The organism is Saccharopolyspora ipomoeae (assembly GCF_029952525.1).
Lineage (GTDB): Bacteria > Actinomycetota > Actinomycetes > Mycobacteriales > Pseudonocardiaceae > Saccharopolyspora > Saccharopolyspora ipomoeae.
In genome coordinates this window covers 186,825-202,770 of record NZ_JASAOF010000006.1, presented here as the reverse complement: position 1 = coordinate 202,770, position 15,946 = coordinate 186,825, and the positions used below count along the sequence as shown (strand labels likewise).

Here is a 15,946-nt window from a genome sequence, read left to right as displayed (position 1 = left end):
GGCGGCCCGTCGAACGGCCGCTGTTGGTTCTGGGACCTCGTCGAACAGGAGTGATCGAGGGCATGTCGCCGATGCTGGAATGGGGCGCCCGGCCCGAGGGCGCGAGGGTCGCGGTGCTGGCGGTGCACGGACGCGGCGGCGATCCGGGCTCGATGCGCGACGTCGCGAGCCGTTTCGGTGACGCGCCGGTGCGGTTCTTCGCCCCGGAGGCCCCGGGCAACGCCTGGTACCCGGGCGGTTTCCTGCAGCCGCTGGAGGACAACCAGCCCGCGCTGGAGAACTCGCTGCGCACCGTCGGGCAGTGCCTCGACGAGCTCGCCGGTGCCGGGTTCGGGCCGGAACGCGTGGTTCTGTGGGGCTTCTCGCAGGGCGCCTGCCTGATCTCGCACTACGCGCTCGCGGTCGCGCCGCGCCGCTACGCGGGGCTGATCGTGTTCACCGGCGGCTTCATCGGGCCCGACCTCATCGCCGATCCGGTGGACGAGCCGCTGGCGGGCGTCCCGGTGGTGCTGCGCAGCATCAGCGAGGACCCGTGGGTGCCGCGGCACCGGGTCGAGGAGACCGCAGCGTCACTGCGCGCGGCCGGTGCCCAGGTCGACCTGCGGATCGATCCGGGCACCGAGCACATCATCACCGACGAGGCCTGCGAGGCGGCCACCCGACTGCTGACCAGCTGAGACGTCGCCCGAGCTCCGAGGCGGGTGCCGGTGCGGCACCCGCCTCGAACCGTTCTCGCAGCTCACCAAGATGATCACCCCCTGTGACCGCCCGGCGGCCGATCGGGTGCAATCCCGCGAATTCCGGACGCGCCGGACATCGGCGCTTAACTTCTCCATCCGCCGATGACATCTTGGTGGCAGCAGCGGGACGCGCGGGGAGAGGCGCAGCAGTCCGATGTCGACCGTCCGGACCTCACCCGCTGCTGCCGTCGCAGGCGGGTGGGGGCGTCCACCCGCGCGCACGGCGCAGGAGGCACCGACCGCGAGGGGGACGCTGGTTTTGAGCACGGCACAGGTCCAACGGAAGACCCGGCGCAGCACCGCGCGGAGGCAGCACTCCCGCGGCAGGCACAACGCGCGCCCGACGGCCACCCGCCCGTGGGTGGGACGCCCGCTCCCGGCCCGTCCCGGCACCTCCCCGATCCGCAGGCCGCTGCCGGTCACCCCGGCCGCGCCGCCCCCAGAACCCGAGAACGCCCGAGGATCCACCATGACAGCACGTCACGCCGAAGTGATCACGGCGACCCTCTCGATCACCACGTTCCTGACCATCGGCGCGATGTGGATCGGCTACTTCTGACGGTGCGCTCGCGTTGAGTCGCGGACGACGAGTTCCGGCTGGAACACGAGGCGCCGGTGCTTCACCGGCGCCTCCCCGGAGGTCTCGTCGATGAGCAGCTCCGCAGCCGTGCGCCCGATCTGACGCGCGGGCTGGCGCACCGAGGTCAGCGGCACGGCCGCGGCCCCGGCGAACTCGATGTCGTCGTACCCGACGATCGCCATCTCCTCCGGCACCCGCACGCCCGCGGCGACCATCGCCTGCAGCACTCCGAGCGCGAGCAGGTCGTTGGCGCAGAACACCGCCGTGGGACGAGGACTCCGGCCCAGCAGCCGGGCACCCGCATCGCGGCCCGACGCCACGTCGAGCGCGGGTGCGTCCAGGACGGACAGGTGCACGTCGTGGTCCTGCAGGGCCGAGCGCGCACCGGCTTCGCGGTCGCGGCACTGGGCCAGCAGCGACGGCCCGTTGACCATCGCGATCTCGCGGTGCCCGGTCTCGGCGAGGTGGTTGGCCGCCAACGCGCCCCCGGTGACGTCGTCGACGGCCACCGAGCTGCCCTGCACCTCCGGCACCGTGCGGTCGACGAAGACGTACGGGATGCCGTTGCGCGCGAAGGCCCGCAACCGCTCGCCGGTGGTGTCCACCGGGGACAGCAGCACCCCGCGCACCCGCTGCTCGGCCAGCATCGACAGGTACGAGGACTCCAGGTCGACGCGCTGCCCGCTGTTGCAGGTGATCACGTTGAGCCCGGCCTCGTGCGCGGCCTGCTCGGCGCCGCGGGCGATGTCGACGAAGAACGGGTTGGCGAGGTCGAGCACCAGCAGCGCCATGATGCGGCTGCTGCCGGCCCGCAGCTGCCGCGCGGACTCGTCGCGCACGTAGCCGAGCTCGTCGATCGCGGCCTGCACCCGCCGCCGGGTCTCCTCCGACACCAGCTGCGGCCGGTTGACCACATTGGACACCGTGCCGATGGAGACCCCCGCCGCCCGCGCGACGTCCTTGATTCCGACCATCCTCGAACCTCACTCACCGAACTGACGCGAGCCTAGTCCGAGGTCGTGGGCCCGGCCGCGCGGCCGGGCCCACTCGCTCGCTCACGCCTCGCGGGGCATCTCCTTGACCTCGCGGCGGAGGATCTTGCCGGTGGGCCCCTTGGGCAGCTCGGGGACCAGCCAGATCTCGCGCGGGTACTTGTAGGCGGCGATGCGGGCCTTGACGAACTCGCGCAGCTCGTCCTCGGTGGCGTCCTGGCCGGGCTTGAGCGAGACGGCGGCGCCGATCTCCTCGCCGAGGTCGGCGTGCTTGACGCCGATCACCGCGGCCTCGGCCACCGCCGGGTGCTCGTAGAGCACCTCCTCGACCTCGCGCGGGTAGACGTTGTAGCCGCCGCGGATGATGAGGTCCTTCTTGCGGTCGACGATGAAGTAGTAGCCGTCGGAGTCCTTGGTGGCGATGTCGCCGGTGTGGAACCAGCCGTCCTTGATCGCCTCTGCCGTGGCGTCCGGACGACCCCAGTAGCCCTTCATCACGTTCTCGCCGCGGATGACGATCTCGCCCGGCTCGTCGAGCCCGACCTCGTTGCCGTCGAGGTCGACGACCTTCATCTCGCAGCCCCGCACCGGCAGTCCGATCGAGCCGGGCTTGCGCTCGTAGCCGGGCTGGTTGAAGGAGGCCACCGGCGACGTCTCGGACAGGCCGTAGCCCTCCAGCACGTGGCAGTCGAACTTGGACTCGAAGCCGCGCAGCACCTCCACCGGCATCGCCGAACCACCGGTGGCGCAGGTGCGCAGCGAGCTCATGTCGGCGGTGCCCGCGTCGGGGTGGTTGAGCATCGCGGCGTACATCGTGGGCACGCCCTCGAAGATGGTGACCTCGTCGCGCGGCACGATCTGCAGCGCCTTGGCCGGGTCGAACCGCGGCAGCAGCGTCAGGCACGCGCCGACCAGCACCGAGGTGTTCAGCGCGCAGGTCAGGCCGAACACGTGGAACAGCGGCAGGCACCCCATCACCACGTCGTCGGGGGTGAGCTCGAACAGCGTCTCCACCGCCATCTTCGCGTTGGAGGCGAGGTTGTGGTGGGTCAGCTCGGCGCCCTTGGGCTTGCCGGTGGTGCCCGAGGTGTAGAGCAGCACGGCGGTGTCGGAGTCGGTGCGCTCGACGGGCTCGGTGATCGGCGTGCCGCCGAGCTCGTTCGGGCCCAGCGCGCCGACGACGACACCGGGGATGCCGACCTCGGCCGCGGCGTCGGGCACCGCGTCGCCGCCGCCGTCCCAGCCGTAGACCAGCGACATCTGCGAGTCGCGCAGGTAGAACTCGACCTCGCGGGCCTTGAGCAGCGGGTTCATCGGAACGACCGTCGCCCCGGCCAGCAGCGCGCCGTAGAACAGGATCGGGAACGCGGGCACGTTCGGCAGCACCAAACCGACGCGGTCGCCCGGTGAGATGCCGCGTTCCCGCAGGTCACCGGCCACGGCCGCGGCCGAGGCGTGGAGCTGGGCGTAGCTGAGCACGTGCTCGTCGAGACGGACCGCGGGCCGGTCGCCGTGCCGCTGCGCGGAGGCGACCAAGTTCGCTGCCAGGTTCGTCATGTTCCGTTCCCGTCGTCGTTGAGGTGGTCGGAGCAGATGGGATCGCCGATCCCAGGCAGATCGTCCATGCTCCGCAGCCGCCTGGCAATCGTTTGGGTGTACATTTCGGTAACACGTAGTTCCCATACCTGCGGCAATCCGCCGATGGGCGCATCCTGACCGGCGACGGGAGCCGGTTAGAGGAGTTGGCCGGCGAGTTCGGCGATGGTCTCGGCGTGGAGGTCGAACTCGTCGGGTTCCGCAGGATCGTCGTCCTCGCCGTCGCGGGTGATGTAGGCGGTGGCGATGCCGAGCTTGGCGGCGGCGCGCAGGTCCCAGGAGTGCGAGGCGACCATGAGCGCCTGGTCGGGTTCGACCCGCAGGAGTTCCAGAGCGCGCTGGTAGACGGCCGGGTCCGGCTTGTAGGCGCCGACCTGCTCCGAGGACAGGGCCAGCGCCCAGCGCAGGCCGCCGCGGCGGGTGATCTCGGCCAGCGAGCGCACGGTGGAGTTCGACAGGGCGACGACGGTGAACCGGTCGGCGAGGGCGCCCACACCCGGTGCGGCGTCCGGCCACGGCTTCGGGCGCAGCCCCTCCTCGGCCAGGGCGGTCAGCGCGGCTTCGTCCAGGGAGGCGCCGCTGGTCTCGGCCGCGTGGCGCAGGGCCTCCAGGTTGAGCTCGTCCATCGGCCGGTAGTCGTCGGTCTCGGCGACCAGGGCGTTGAGCCGGTCCAGCCAGGCGGTCGCGAGCGCGTCACCGCCTTCCCCCACCGCCTCCCGGGTCGCGGCGAGGAGCGAGCCCCGCTCGTCGACCACGGTTCCCAGGACATCGAAGAGCAGCACGTTCAGGCGGGAGACATCGAGCGACACGTCGTGATCATGCCCGCTCGCGCACCATGATCACATCCCCTTCGCGGAACACGGTTCGGTTTCGAGGCGGTGACCGGACCAGCACAAGACCGCACCGGATCGACCACTTCCCGCGCGGATGTCAGGAATTCCGCGCGGCGTCCTCCAGCAGGGCCCGCATCCGGGTGGTCATCGCCTCGTGCAGCGAGATGGCGGTGCTGGTGCGCTCGACGCCGTCGATGTCGAGGATCGCGTTGGTGATCCGGTGCAGGTCCTGGGTGTCGCGGGCGACGACCTTGACCATGAGATCGGCGTCGCCCGAGGTCGCGTGGATCTCGATCACCTCGGGCAGCTCGCGCAGCGCCGTGGTGGTCACCGGTTGCTGGGTCTGGCTGATCTGCATCGACACGAACGCCACCAGGTCGTAGCCCAGCGCCACCGGGTCGACGCGCCGGCTGAAGTCGCCGAGCACCCCGTTGTGGCCGAGCTTGCGCAGCCGCGCGTGCACGGTGTTGCGGGCGACGCCGAGCTCCCGGGACAGTCCGAGGACGGTCAGCTCCGGGTCGTCGTCGAGCGCCAGCAGGATGCGGGCGTCGAGGGCATCGATCCGACTCGCCGGCACGCTCCCCTCCCCTCGGGCGAAACCCCAGCTCAACTGTGGTGCCGGGCACATCGGGGGCGAAACCGTGTGACGAGCACCGGGCTGATGAGCACTCTGCCACACGGATGCGCGGATCCGCGAACTTCCGCGCAGCCGATGACGGCTGTGTTGCCCGATCTGATGCGCCTGCCCGAAGATTTCGAGCATGTCCGCACCGACCCTGTCCCCTACCCCGGCCACCGCGCCGCCGCAGCCCGCCGAGACCCGGCGGCCGGTGGTGCCGCACTCGCGCACCGAGGACGTGCTCGGTCTGCTCACCGGCACGTTCGTGGTCTCGCTCGGCCTGCACCTGCTCAAGTCCAGCGAGATCGTCACCGGCGGCACGGCGGGCCTGTCGCTCCTGCTCAGCTACGGGCTGCCGGTGCCGTTCGGGGTGCTGTTCTTCCTGGTGAACCTGCCGTTCATGGTGCTGGCGGTGGCCAAGAAGGGCTGGTCGTTCGCGGTCCGCTCGCTGATCTCGATCGCGCTGGTCTCGGCGTTCACGCCGCTGCACGCGCAGCTGTTCGGCGCGCTGCACCTGCCCGCGATCTACGCGGCGGTGTGCGGCAACGTGCTGACCGGGATCGGGCTGCTGATCGTGTTCCGGCACAACTCCAGCCTGGGCGGGTTCAACGTGGTCGCGCTGATCGCCCAGGAACGCCTGGGGTGGCGGGCCGGGTACGTGCAGATGGGCCTGGACGTGCTGGTCATCGTCACGGCCCTCACCGTCGTCTCCCCCGCCGCCGTCCTGATCTCGGCCTTCGGCGCGGTGTTCCTCAACGGCGTCTTGGCCCTCAACCACCGACCGGGCCGCTACCTGGGCGCCTAGCGGTCGCGCGGGCGCTTCCGCGCGGGACGCACCGGCGGGAGGTCGTGGCCCGCGGTGACGCGGTTGCGGATCGTCCCGATGCCCTCGACGGTCATCTCGACGACGTCGCCGGGCTGCAGCGGCGGCGGGTCCTCCCGGTCGGGCCTGCCCCACAGCTCGCCGAGGCAGCCGCCGTTGCCGCAGGTCCCGGAGCCCAGCACGTCGCCGGGCCGGACCTCGGTACCGCGCGAGGCGTAGGAGACGAGTTCCTCGAAGGGCCAGCCCATGTTGGACAGCAGGTCGTGGCCGATCCGCTCGCCGTTGACCGACACGCTCATCGGCAGCCGCAGGAAGCCGTCGGCGTCCCGGTGGGCGTCGAGCTCGTCGGCGGTGACCAGGACCGGGCCGAGGGTGGTGGCGAAGTCCTTGCCCTTGGCCGGGCCGAGGCCCACCTTCATCTCGGCGGACTGCAGGTCGCGGGCCGACCAGTCGTTGAAGATCGTGTAGCCGATGATGTGCTCGCGCGCCTGCTCCGGTGCGAGGTCGCGACCGGGGCGCCCGATGACGGCGGCGACCTCCAGCTCGAAGTCCATCCGGCGGCAGCCGGGCGGGATCGCGACGTCGTCGAACGGACCGGTGATCGCGTGCGGGTTGGTGAAGTAGAACGTCGGCGCCGCGTACCACTCCGGTGCGATGGCACCTCCGGTCATGCCCTCGACGTGCTCCTCGAAGGCGACGAAGTCGCGCACCGTCGCGGGTTCCAGCGGCGCCCGCAGCTCCACCTCGGCCAGCGGCACGCCCGGCTCGGCCAGCGCCCGCACCCCGGCCTCGGGAAGGCGTTGGGAGCGCAGCAGTTCCAGCAGCGGGGCGGGCAGCGGGTGGAACGTCTCGCCGTCGACGACCCCGCTGAGCCGGGTTCCGTCGTGGCGGGCTGTGGCGAATCGCATGTGATTCCTCCGGCGCAGGATGCGGCGACCTCTAGGCGGGTTGGGTGAGCAGGGTCGTGACCTCGTCGAGCAGTCCCGGGACGTCGCCGCGCTCGCCGTCGAGGAGCCACTGCCCGAGCTGGTTGGAGGCGTCGACGACGGTCTTGGCGCGCGGGTGGCGCCGCTCGGCGTAGGCGGTGAGCACTTCGTCGTCGACGGTGCCCGCGGCCAGCAGGAGCTCGGCGAGCACCGAGGCGTCCTCCAGCGCCTGGGCGGCGCCCTGGGCGATGGTGGGCGGGCAGGTGTGCGCGGCGTCGCCGGCGAGCACCACGCGGCCCCGGTGCCAGGGCGCGTCGAGCAGGTGGGTCTCGAACCACGTGTGGTGGACGGCGTTCGCGTCGGTGAGCCCGTCGCGGATCTCCCACCACGGTCCGCCGTAGTGCGAGGCGAGGTCCCGCACGACCTCCAGCGACTGCTCGGGCGTGAGATCGGAGCGGTCGCGGGCGTCCTCGACCAGGTAGGCGTACATGTCGGACTCGCCGGTCGGGCAATACCCGGCGATGTAGCAGTGCCCGCCGTAGTAGAGCTCCGTGCGGGTGATCGACTCGGGGCGCCGGGTGAAGGCCCGCCAGATGCCCATGCCGGTGGCGCGGGTCGCGGCGTCGATGCCCAGCAGCTCGCGCGTGGTGGAGCGGACACCGTCCGCGCCGACGACCAGGTCGTAGCGACCGGTTCCGCCGTCGCCGAAGGTCACCCGCACGACGTCGTCGTCCTGATCCAGCCCGGTCACCGGCCTGCCGAAGCGCACCGCCGCGCCCGCTTCGGCGGCGCGTTCGACGAGCACCCGCGCCAGCTCGGGCCGGTGAGCGCCGAGAGTCGCGGGCAGGTCGGGCCCGCCGGTGCGCACGTCGTCGACCTCGGTGAGCAGCGTGCCGTCGGGAGCGCGCAGGCCCAGCCCGTCGAACCGGTAACCGCTGAGCCGCTCCCACGCCCCGACCTGGTCGAGGACGCGAAGCGCGTTGCCCTGCAACGTGATCCCGGATCCGACGGCGGACACCGACGGGCGCGCCTCGGCGATCTCGACCTCCCATCCCCCTTCGGCGAGCAGGATCGCGGTCGCGGTGCCGGCCGATCCCGCGCCGACCACCAGCACGTTCCGCGTCGTCATGGGTTTCTCCGAGGTGAAGGGGGTGTTGCCCTTCCAGGGTTGCCGACCGCCGGTGATCGGGGAAGCGCGGCGTGGCTATGCCTGGTATTCGCGACGGCGATGGTCGAGCGCTTCGACCGGCTCGACATCGGTGTCCGGTGTGCGCATGCTGTCCGGCATGGCAAGGTCGCCGAGCGGGGAATCAGTGTTGACCAGGGCGGTGCGCATCCTCGACGCCTTCGGTCCCGACGATCACGTGCTCACGGTCACCGACATCAGCCGTCGCGCGGACCTCCCGCTGCCGACGGCGGGCCGGCTGGTCGGCGAGCTGGTCCGGCACGGCCTGCTGCACCGCGACGAGCAGCGGCGGGTCCGCATCGGGGTGCGCCTGTGGGAGCTCGCCCAGCGCGCCTCGCCCACCCTGCGGCTGCGCGACGTGGTGATGCCGTTCCTGGAGGACGTGCACGCGGTGGTCGGGCACAGCGCCCAGCTGGGCGTGCTCGACGGCGACGAGGTGCTGTTCGTGGAGCGGCTCAGCGCACCGCGCGCGGTCGTCAACCTGACCCGCATCGCCGGGCGGCTGCCGCTGCACGTGTCCTCGGCCGGTCAGGTGCTGCTCGCCCACTCCTCGCCCGACCTGCAGGAACGCGTTCTGTCGGGCCCGCTTCCCGCGATGACGGCCGAGACCATCACCGACGCCGACGCGCTGCGCACGGTTCTCGCGCGGGTGCGCACCCGGGGCTTCGCCTTCTGCGCGGGGCACGTGCACCCGGACGCCACCGGTGCGGCGGTACCGCTGCGCGGTGCGGACGGGCGGGTCGTGGCCGCGTTGAGCCTGGTCATCCCCAACGATGAGCACGCGTGGTCGCGGGTGGCGCTGCTGCAGTCCACCGCTCGCGCCGTCGACCGGGCGATGCGGCGAGGAACGCTCGTTCAATGAGAACGCGCTCGCGCCCGCGGTGACCGGGTCCGCACTCTCGTCGGCACGACGAAGGGAGCGCCGGGAATGGATCGGGTGCGCGTGACCGCCAAGGAGCAGGTGGCCGAGGACGTCGTGGCGTTGCGGTTGGAACATCCGCGGGGCCTGCGGCTCCCGGACTGGACGCCGGGATCGCACGTCGACCTCGTGCTGCCCAACGGCATGACCCGGCAGTACTCGTTGTGCGGCGACCGGTGGGACGCCCACGCCTATCGCGTCGCCGTGCTGCGCGAACCCCGCGGGCGCGGCGGTTCGGCCTTCGTGCACGACGAGCTCGCCGAGGGCGCTGAGATCGCGATCGGGGGTCCGCGCAACCACTTCCGGCTCGTCCCGGCAGCCGAGCACCTGTTCATCGCGGGAGGGATCGGGATCACGCCGATCCTGCCGATGCTGGCGGCGGCCGAACGGCTCGGCGCTCGGTGGCGGCTGCTCTACGGCGGCAGGCGGCGCGCGTCGATGGCCTTCCTCGACGAGCTCGACGACGAGCGCGTGCGGGTGGCTCCGCAGGACGAGGTCGGTCTGCTCGACCTGCCCGCCGCCGAGGAGGGCTGCGCGGTCTACTGCTGCGGCCCGGCTCCACTGATCGACGCCGCCGGGCGCGCGTACGGCGACCGGTTGCGCACGGAGCGCTTCGCCGCGAAACCCGTTGCAGCGAGCGAGGACCGGCCGTTCACCGTCCAGCTGGCCCGCTCGGGTGGGTCCGTGACCGTCGAGCCCGGCACCTCGCTGCTCGACGCGGTGCGGGCGGCCGGGGCGAGCCTGCTGTCCTCCTGCGGTCAGGGAATCTGCGGGACCTGCGAGACCGACGTCCTCGACGGCGAACCCGATCACCGCGACTCGCTGCTGGACGACGTCGAGCGCGAGCGCGGCGACCGCCTGTTCCCGTGCGTCTCCCGCGCCCGCTCCGACCGCCTGGTCCTCGACCTCTGAAAGGGACTGCCATGACAGGGAGAACTCCGGTGTCGGACGTCGATCCGTTCAGCCCCGAGGTGCTCGCCGACCCGCTGCCGTGGCACGCGTGGTTGCGCGAGGCGGGTCCGATCGTGTTCCTGGAGCGCTACGACGCCTGCGCACTGGGCCGCTACGACGAGGTCCGCGCGACGCTCACCGACTGGCAGCGCTTCCAGTCCGGTGCCGGGGTGGGCGTGGCGAACTTCCGCACCGAGCCGCCCTGGCGGCCGCCGAGCCTGCTGCTGGAAGCCGACCCGCCGCACCACGACGCGCCCCGGGCTGTGCTCAGCCGCCTGCTCGGGCCGCGCGCGCTGCGACGGTTGCGCCAGTCGTGGTACGACGACGCCGAAGCGCTCGTCGACGAGGTCGTCCGCGACGGAGAGCTGGACGGGGTGACCGACCTGGCCGAGGTGTTCCCGCTGCGGGTGTTCCCCGACGCCGTCGGGCTCTCCCCGCACGGCCGCGAACACCTGCTGCCCTACGGCGATTTCGCCTTCAACGCCTTCGGCCCGCACAACGAGCTCGTCCAGCGCGGAGCCGACGGCGTCGCCGAGCACGCGGCCTGGGTCGGCGACCAGTGCCGGCGGGAATCGCTGGCCCCGGGCGGTTTCGGCGCGCAGATCTGGGCGGAGGCCGATCGAGGCGAGATCACCCCCGAGCAGGCACCGCTGGTGGTCCGCTCGCTGCTCACCGCCGGGGTGGACACCACCGTGCACGGCATCGGGGCCGTGCTGCACGCCTTCGCCACCCACCCCGAGCAGTGGGCGCTGCTGCGCGAACGCCCGGAGCGGGCCCGCGCGGCCTTCGACGAGGCCGTGCGCTGGGAATCGCCGGTGCAGACGTTCTTCCGCACCACCGCCGAACCGGTCGAACTCGGAGGCGAACGACTACCCGCGGGGACGAAGGTGCTGCTGTCGCTGGCCTCCGCCAACCGCGACCCGCGCCGCTGGCAGGACCCCGACGTCTTCGACCCGGGCCGCGACCCGTCCGGGCACGTCGGGTTCGGGATGGGCCTGCACCAGTGCGTCGGTCAGCACATCGCCCGGCTGGAGTCCGAGGCGCTGCTGACGGCGTTGGCGCGTCGCGTCACCGGCATCCGGCTCGCGGGCCGACCGGTGCGCCACCTGAACAACACGCTGCGCGCGTGGAGCTCGCTGCCGCTGCGGTTCACGACCTCATGACGTCGCCGGTCCGGACAGGACTCCTCCGCCGAGCACCGGGGCGGGTCACCGGTGGCCGACGCGCGCGTTCCCGCGCACTTCCTCACCGCGCACCGCTGATCTACTGTCCCCGGCGTGACGACGAACCAGCCGGGGGCTCCGCTGGCCCGGCGCCTGGGCACGATGGACGCGACCGCGATCGGTCTCGGCTCGATGCTGGGTGCCGGGGTGTTCGCGGTGTTCGCCCCGGCCGCTGCCGCCGCCGGGAGCGGTCTGCTGCTCTCACTGGTCATCGCCGGGTTCATCGCCTACTGCAACGCGACGAGCTCGGCGCAGCTGGCCGCGGTGCACCCGGCGTCCGGCGGAACCTACGTCTACGGGCGGGCGCGGCTGGGTCACTGGTGGGGGTTCACCGCGGGCTGGGGCTTCGTGATCGGCAAGACGGCCAGCTGCGCGGCGATGGCGCTGACGTTCGCCGCCTACGCGGCCCCGGGTTTCGAGCGCCCGGCCGCCGCGCTGGCCGTGGCGGCGCTGGCGGCGGTGAACTGCGTGGGCATCACCCGCACCGCTCAGCTGACCCGCGCCCTGCTGGTCGTGGTGCTGCTGGTGCTCGTCGGCTTCGCCGCGCTGAGCGCACCGGCCGCCGGAACCGGCGGGCCGCCCGACTGGCTGCCGCACGGTCCGCTCGGCGTGCTGCAGGCCGCCGGGCTGCTGTTCTTCGCCTTCGCCGGGTACGCGCGCATCGCGACGCTCGGCGAAGAGGTGCGCGATCCGGCGCGCACGATCCCGCGCGCGATCCTGCTGGCGCTGCCGATCGCCGCAGTGGTCTACGTGGGCGTGGGACTGGCCGTGCTCGGGGTGCTCGGTCCGCACGAGCTGGCGACCAGCACCGCTCCGCTGGCCGACGCGCTCACCGCAGCCGGGCACCCGGGGCTGGCTCCGGTGGTGCGGTTCGGCGCGGCGACCGCCAGCCTCGGCGCGCTGCTGGCGCTGATCGCCGGTGTCGGCCGCACGGGTCTGGCGATGGCGCGGGAGGGCGACCTGCCGCGGTTCCTGGCGGCCGTGCACCCGAGGTTCCAGGTGCCGCACCACGCCGAGCTCACCCTCGCCGCGGTGGTGATCGCGCTGGTGCTGACCACCGACCTGCGCGGGGTGATCGGCTTCTCCAGCTTCGGCGTGCTGGTGTACTACGCCATCGCCAACGCCTCGGCGTTCACCCAACCGGCCTCGGAGCGCCGCTGGCCGAAGGCGCTCAACGTCGCGGGCCTGACCGGGTGCCTGCTGCTGGCCGCGACCCTGCCGTGGACCTCGGTGGCCGTCGGGCTCGGGGTGTTCGCGATCGGCCTGGTCGGCCGCCTGGTCAGCAGGGCACGCGCGGCGTGATCACCTCGCTCAGCCTCCGCCGCAGTTCACCGGCCTCGGGCGCGTCCAGGGCCTCGTAGATCCGGACGGCGGTCTCCCAGTGGCGCCGGGCCGAGTCGTGCCGTCCCGCCGCGCGGTGCAGATCACCGAGACCGGTGTGGGCGCGGGCCCGCACGTAGTGGCTGGGGCCGCTGTTGGCGACGCCGAGCGCGTGCAGCAGGCAGCGGGTGGCCTCGACGTCGTCGCCCATCGCCGCGTGCGTCTCGGCCGTGGCGGTCAGCGCCATCGCCTCCATCGTCGCCGACCGCATCTGGCGGGCGAACACCAGCGTCGCGCGGTGGCTCTCCAGCGCCTGCGGGTAGTCGCCGAGGCAGCGGCGGATGGTGCCCAACCGGTGCAGGGCCATGCCCTCCAGGAACCGGAACCGGGTGCGGCGGGCCAGCACCAGAGCCCGCTCGGCGTGCTCGGCGGCCTCGGCGTAGCGGCCGGCGTCGCGGTGCAGACCGGCCAGCGCGTAGGACGCGTCGGCCTCGGCGGGCCGGTAGCCGTGCGCGGCGGCCACCCGCGAGGCCTCCTGCAGGCAGATCAGCGACGCCTCGTGGCGCCCCCACCTGCGGTGCAACCGCCCCATGCAGATCATCGGCCGCAGTCCCAGCAGCCGCAGCCCCGCCTGCTGGTACAGCCGGGCTGAGCGCCGCAGGTGTTCCAGCGCGCTCTCGGTGTGGCCGGTGAACACGCACACCTCTCCCAGGCTCAGCAGCACCGTCGCCGTCGCCCCCGGCCCGTCGGCCAGTTCCAGCGCCTCCTCCAGCAGGCGTCGCGCCGACTCGAACCGGTTGCGCCGGAAGTGCGCGATGCCGAGCCCGCGCAGCACGATGCCCTCGGCGGCCCGGTCGCCGGTGCGGTGGGCGATCTCGCAGGCCCGGCCGTGGAGCCGCTCGGCTTCGTCGACGTGCCAGCCGAAGTCGAGCGCGGCGTCGAGCACGACGGCGAAATCGACGGCGTAGTGGGCGAATTCGCCGTCGACCGTCTCGGCGATGCGCGTCATGGTCTCAAGCTTGGCGTCCAGCCAGCCGGCCGCGTCCTCGTGGTCGCGCATCGCCGGGATCTCGTAGCCGGTGTCGCGTTCGGGCAGCGCTCCGGGCGCGAGTAAGCCGGTCGCGGCGGTGGCCGCCTGCAGGAAGTAGTCGTAGAGCCGCCGCAGCGCGTCCCGCCGCTCGGCGGCGGTCTCGGTGAGCTCGCACAGCTCCTCGGCGTAGGTGGCCAGCAGGTCGTGCAGCCGGACCCGCTTGTCCCCGACCTCCTCCACCAGGTGCGCGCGGGCCAGTTCCGCCAGCCCGCGCCGGGTGGCGCGGACGTCGCCGTCCCCGGCCAGCGCGGTCAGCGAGTGGGCGTCGACCTCGTGGCCCGGGTGCAGCCCGATCAGCCGGAACAGCCGGGCCTCGGTCTCCGACAGGTTCCGGTAGGAGGCCGCGAATATGGTCCGCACGCACGCCTGCGGGTCACCGCTGTCGAGCAGGTCCAGCCGCGCCTGGGCGCAGCCGAACTCGGCGACGGTCTGGTCGATGCCGCGCTTGCGGTTCCGCCGGACCCGTTCGGCGGCGATGCGCAGCGCCAGCGGCAGCCGGGCGCAGCACTCGATGAGCTCGTCGACGGCGTCGGAGTCGGTGACGAGGTCCCCGAGCAGTTCCTTGAGCAGCAACCGCGCCTCGTGGACGGTCATCCGGTCCAGCTCGACCCGCTGCGCGCCCTGACCGACGACCAGGCCGTTGAGCTGGTCGCGGCTGGTGATCAGCACCGCGCAGTGGGCGTTCCCGGGCAGCAGCGGGCGCACCTGGTCGGCGCTGACGGCGTTGTCGAGCACCAGCAGCACCCGCTTCCCGTCGAGCAGGCTGCGCAGCCGGGCACCGCGTTCGGCCACGTTCAGCGGCACGTCCTTGCCGTCGACGCCCAGCGCCCGCAGCCAACCGGCGAGCACGTCGCCTGGCTCGGCCGGGGTGTCGGTGCCGAAGCCGCGCAGGTCGGCGTGCAGCTGGCCGTCCGGGAAGCGGCTCTTCACCCGGTGCGCCCAGCGCAGCGCCAGCGAGGTCTTGCCGACTCCGGCGGTGCCTGCGATGACCGCGATGGGGATGGTGCGGGTTCCCTCGTCCAGGATCTGGTCCAGTTCGGACAGCGCGACCTCGCGACCGACGAAATCGGTGGCGCAGTGCGGGAGTTGGGCCGGGACCTCGGCTGGGGCGGAGACCTCGACGACCTCCCCGGCGCGGATCTGGCCGTGCAGCGCGCGCAGGTCCGGGCCGGGGTCGAGTCCGAGCTCGTCGTTGAGGACCTCGCGCGCGTGCTGGTAGGCCGACAGCGCCTCGGCCTGCCGTCCGCTGCGGTAGAGGGCGAGCATGAGCAGCCCGTGCAGCCGTTCCCGCAGCGGGTGGTGGTGCACGGTCTCCAGCAGCTCACCGGCGACGGCCTCGTGCCTGCCCGCGCGCAGCTCGGCGGCGTAGAGCTCCTCGACGGCCAGCAGCCGCTGCTCGCCGAGCCGTTCCACCTCGGCCGCGACCTCGGGCAGGTCGATCTCCTGGTAGGGCCTGCCGCGCCACAGCCCCAGCGCGCGCCGCAGGGTGGCGGACGCGCGGGCCGGGTCCGCTTCCCCGGCGGCCTCGTCGAGCAGCGCCCGGAACACCGCGGCGTCGAGCTCGCCGGGCTCGACGCGCAGGCAGTAGCCGGCGTGCCCGTGGGTGAGCCGGTCGGGTTCGTCCAGCTCTCGGCGCAGCCGGTGGACGTGGACCTGGAGTCGGCGCGCCCCCTGCTCGCCCGGCTCACCCCACAGCGCTTCCAGCAGAACGGTGACCGGGACCGGTTCGTTGGCGCGGGCCAGCAGCACGGCCAGCAGGTGGCGTCGCAACGCGCCGGTCAGCGGTGCTGTCGAACCCCCGTCGATCATCCGAATCGGTCCAAGAACTTCGAACCGCATCGTGCTTCCCCCAGAAAATGACAAACGAACAATATTGCCGCATCGGGACCCCCTGCCGCTGCCTCCAGAAAGCGACGAGAAAGCCACGCCGCGCACATTGGCCGCAAAACGCCGGGCGGCTCAACGAGCGGCACCCCAACGAGTGATACCGAGCACCTGGTCGATACCGGATCCGGACTCGGAAAGGGGCATGTCGACCGCGCGACCGCGCGCTGCACCCGGTGCTCGCGACAGCGCCAGACCGGGATCGAACCAATTCCGGGCATGCGTCACCCCGGAATGCGCGTTCACCCGCCGAATGGACGTCGG

At 72.6% G+C, this 15,946-nt stretch carries 15 protein-coding genes; 7 read left to right on the top strand and 8 right to left on the bottom strand.

Annotated elements, in window-relative coordinates; translation table 11 throughout:
* Positions 1 to 62 precede the first annotated feature (62 nt).
* Both QFW96_RS13285 and QFW96_RS13280 read left to right on the top strand, forming a co-directional pair.
* On the top strand, positions 63 to 677 hold the full coding sequence (locus QFW96_RS13285) for an alpha/beta hydrolase (RefSeq protein ID WP_281455915.1): 615 nt from the start codon (positions 63 to 65) through the stop codon (positions 675 to 677).
* A gap of 322 nt (positions 678 to 999) precedes the next feature.
* Positions 1,000 to 1,299 carry a hypothetical protein gene (locus QFW96_RS13280; RefSeq protein WP_281455914.1) on the top strand — a complete coding sequence of 100 codons (300 nt, stop codon included), beginning with the start codon at positions 1,000 to 1,002 and terminating at the stop codon, positions 1,297 to 1,299.
* Here the strand turns inward: QFW96_RS13280 and QFW96_RS13275 are convergent.
* The 4 genes from QFW96_RS13275 to QFW96_RS13260 all read right to left on the bottom strand — a co-directional run bounded on the left by QFW96_RS13275 (position 1,290) and on the right by QFW96_RS13260 (position 5,318).
* Entirely contained in the window at positions 1,290 to 2,294 is a 1,005-nt protein-coding gene (locus tag QFW96_RS13275) for a LacI family DNA-binding transcriptional regulator (protein ID WP_281455913.1), read from the bottom strand. The two genes, QFW96_RS13280 and QFW96_RS13275, sit on opposite strands and share 10 nt — an antisense overlap.
* Positions 2,295 to 2,375: 81 nt before the next feature.
* Positions 2,376 to 3,869, bottom strand: a complete 1,494-nt coding sequence (locus tag QFW96_RS13270) for a long-chain-fatty-acid--CoA ligase (protein ID WP_281455912.1) — start codon at positions 3,867 to 3,869, stop codon at positions 2,376 to 2,378.
* A 176-nt stretch (positions 3,870 to 4,045) separates the two neighbouring features.
* A complete protein-coding gene (locus tag QFW96_RS13265) occupies positions 4,046 to 4,717 on the bottom strand; it encodes a haloacid dehalogenase type II (RefSeq protein ID WP_281455911.1) in 672 nt (223 codons plus the stop codon).
* Positions 4,718 to 4,838: 121 nt separating this feature from the next.
* A complete protein-coding gene (locus tag QFW96_RS13260) occupies positions 4,839 to 5,318 on the bottom strand; it encodes an Lrp/AsnC family transcriptional regulator (RefSeq protein WP_281455910.1) in 480 nt (159 codons plus the stop codon).
* 184 nt (positions 5,319 to 5,502) lie between these two features.
* Between QFW96_RS13260 and QFW96_RS13255 the strand changes: the two genes are divergently transcribed.
* Positions 5,503 to 6,165, top strand: coding sequence for a YitT family protein (locus tag QFW96_RS13255; protein ID WP_281455909.1), 663 nt, complete (start codon positions 5,503 to 5,505; stop codon positions 6,163 to 6,165).
* Here the strand turns inward: QFW96_RS13255 and QFW96_RS13250 are convergent.
* From QFW96_RS13250 to QFW96_RS13240, 3 genes are all read right to left on the bottom strand, one after another.
* Positions 6,162 to 7,091 carry a fumarylacetoacetate hydrolase family protein gene (locus QFW96_RS13250; RefSeq protein WP_281455908.1) on the bottom strand — a complete coding sequence of 310 codons (930 nt, stop codon included), beginning with the start codon at positions 7,089 to 7,091 and terminating at the stop codon, positions 6,162 to 6,164. The genes QFW96_RS13255 and QFW96_RS13250 overlap by 4 nt on opposite strands.
* A gap of 31 nt (positions 7,092 to 7,122) precedes the next feature.
* Positions 7,123 to 8,238 carry an FAD-dependent monooxygenase gene (locus QFW96_RS13245; protein ID WP_281455907.1) on the bottom strand — a complete coding sequence of 372 codons (1,116 nt, stop codon included), beginning with the start codon at positions 8,236 to 8,238 and terminating at the stop codon, positions 7,123 to 7,125.
* A 75-nt stretch (positions 8,239 to 8,313) separates the two neighbouring features.
* Entirely contained in the window at positions 8,314 to 8,445 is a 132-nt protein-coding gene (locus tag QFW96_RS13240) for a hypothetical protein (protein ID WP_281455962.1), read from the bottom strand.
* Here QFW96_RS13240 and QFW96_RS13235 point away from each other — a divergent pair.
* The 4 genes from QFW96_RS13235 (at position 8,423) to QFW96_RS13220 (ending at position 12,690) form a co-directional block, all read left to right on the top strand.
* The gene (locus tag QFW96_RS13235) at positions 8,423 to 9,157 is read left to right on the top strand and encodes an IclR family transcriptional regulator (RefSeq protein ID WP_343231378.1); all 735 of its coding nucleotides are present in this window, start codon (positions 8,423 to 8,425) and stop codon (positions 9,155 to 9,157) included. The two genes, QFW96_RS13240 and QFW96_RS13235, sit on opposite strands and share 23 nt — an antisense overlap.
* A gap of 66 nt (positions 9,158 to 9,223) precedes the next feature.
* The gene (locus QFW96_RS13230; protein ID WP_281455905.1) at positions 9,224 to 10,126 is read left to right on the top strand and encodes a PDR/VanB family oxidoreductase; all 903 of its coding nucleotides are present in this window, start codon (positions 9,224 to 9,226) and stop codon (positions 10,124 to 10,126) included.
* Positions 10,127 to 10,155: 29 nt separating this feature from the next.
* A complete protein-coding gene (locus tag QFW96_RS13225) occupies positions 10,156 to 11,328 on the top strand; it encodes a cytochrome P450 (RefSeq protein ID WP_343231377.1) in 1,173 nt (390 codons plus the stop codon).
* Positions 11,329 to 11,490: 162 nt separating this feature from the next.
* Entirely contained in the window at positions 11,491 to 12,690 is a 1,200-nt protein-coding gene (locus QFW96_RS13220; RefSeq protein ID WP_281455960.1) for an APC family permease, read from the top strand.
* On the opposite strand, the gene QFW96_RS13215 is transcribed toward QFW96_RS13220, so the two are convergent.
* Positions 12,668 to 15,607: an AfsR/SARP family transcriptional regulator gene (locus tag QFW96_RS13215; protein WP_281455903.1), complete on the bottom strand. Its 2,940-nt coding sequence runs from the start codon at positions 15,605 to 15,607 to the stop codon at positions 12,668 to 12,670. The two genes, QFW96_RS13220 and QFW96_RS13215, sit on opposite strands and share 23 nt — an antisense overlap.
* Between the last annotated feature and the right edge of the window lie 339 nt (positions 15,608 to 15,946).

Excerpts from the sequence above, each read along its gene's own strand:
- QFW96_RS13285 (WP_281455915.1), top strand. The coding sequence starts at position 63 with ATGTCGCCGATGCTGGAATGGGGCGCCCGGCCCGAGGGCGCGAGGGTC.
- QFW96_RS13275 (WP_281455913.1), bottom strand. The coding sequence starts at position 2,294 with ATGGTCGGAATCAAGGACGTCGCGCGGGCGGCGGGGGTCTCCATCGGC.
- QFW96_RS13270 (WP_281455912.1), bottom strand. The coding sequence starts at position 3,869 with ATGACGAACCTGGCAGCGAACTTGGTCGCCTCCGCGCAGCGGCACGGC.
- QFW96_RS13255 (WP_281455909.1), top strand. The coding sequence starts at position 5,503 with ATGTCCGCACCGACCCTGTCCCCTACCCCGGCCACCGCGCCGCCGCAG.
- QFW96_RS13250 (WP_281455908.1), bottom strand. The coding sequence starts at position 7,091 with ATGCGATTCGCCACAGCCCGCCACGACGGAACCCGGCTCAGCGGGGTC.
- QFW96_RS13245 (WP_281455907.1), bottom strand. The coding sequence starts at position 8,238 with ATGACGACGCGGAACGTGCTGGTGGTCGGCGCGGGATCGGCCGGCACC.
- QFW96_RS13240 (WP_281455962.1), bottom strand. The coding sequence starts at position 8,445 with ATGCGCACCGCCCTGGTCAACACTGATTCCCCGCTCGGCGACCTTGCC.
- QFW96_RS13230 (WP_281455905.1), top strand. The coding sequence starts at position 9,224 with ATGGATCGGGTGCGCGTGACCGCCAAGGAGCAGGTGGCCGAGGACGTC.
- QFW96_RS13220 (WP_281455960.1), top strand. The coding sequence starts at position 11,491 with ATGGACGCGACCGCGATCGGTCTCGGCTCGATGCTGGGTGCCGGGGTG.
- QFW96_RS13215 (WP_281455903.1), bottom strand. The coding sequence starts at position 15,607 with ATGATCGACGGGGGTTCGACAGCACCGCTGACCGGCGCGTTGCGACGC.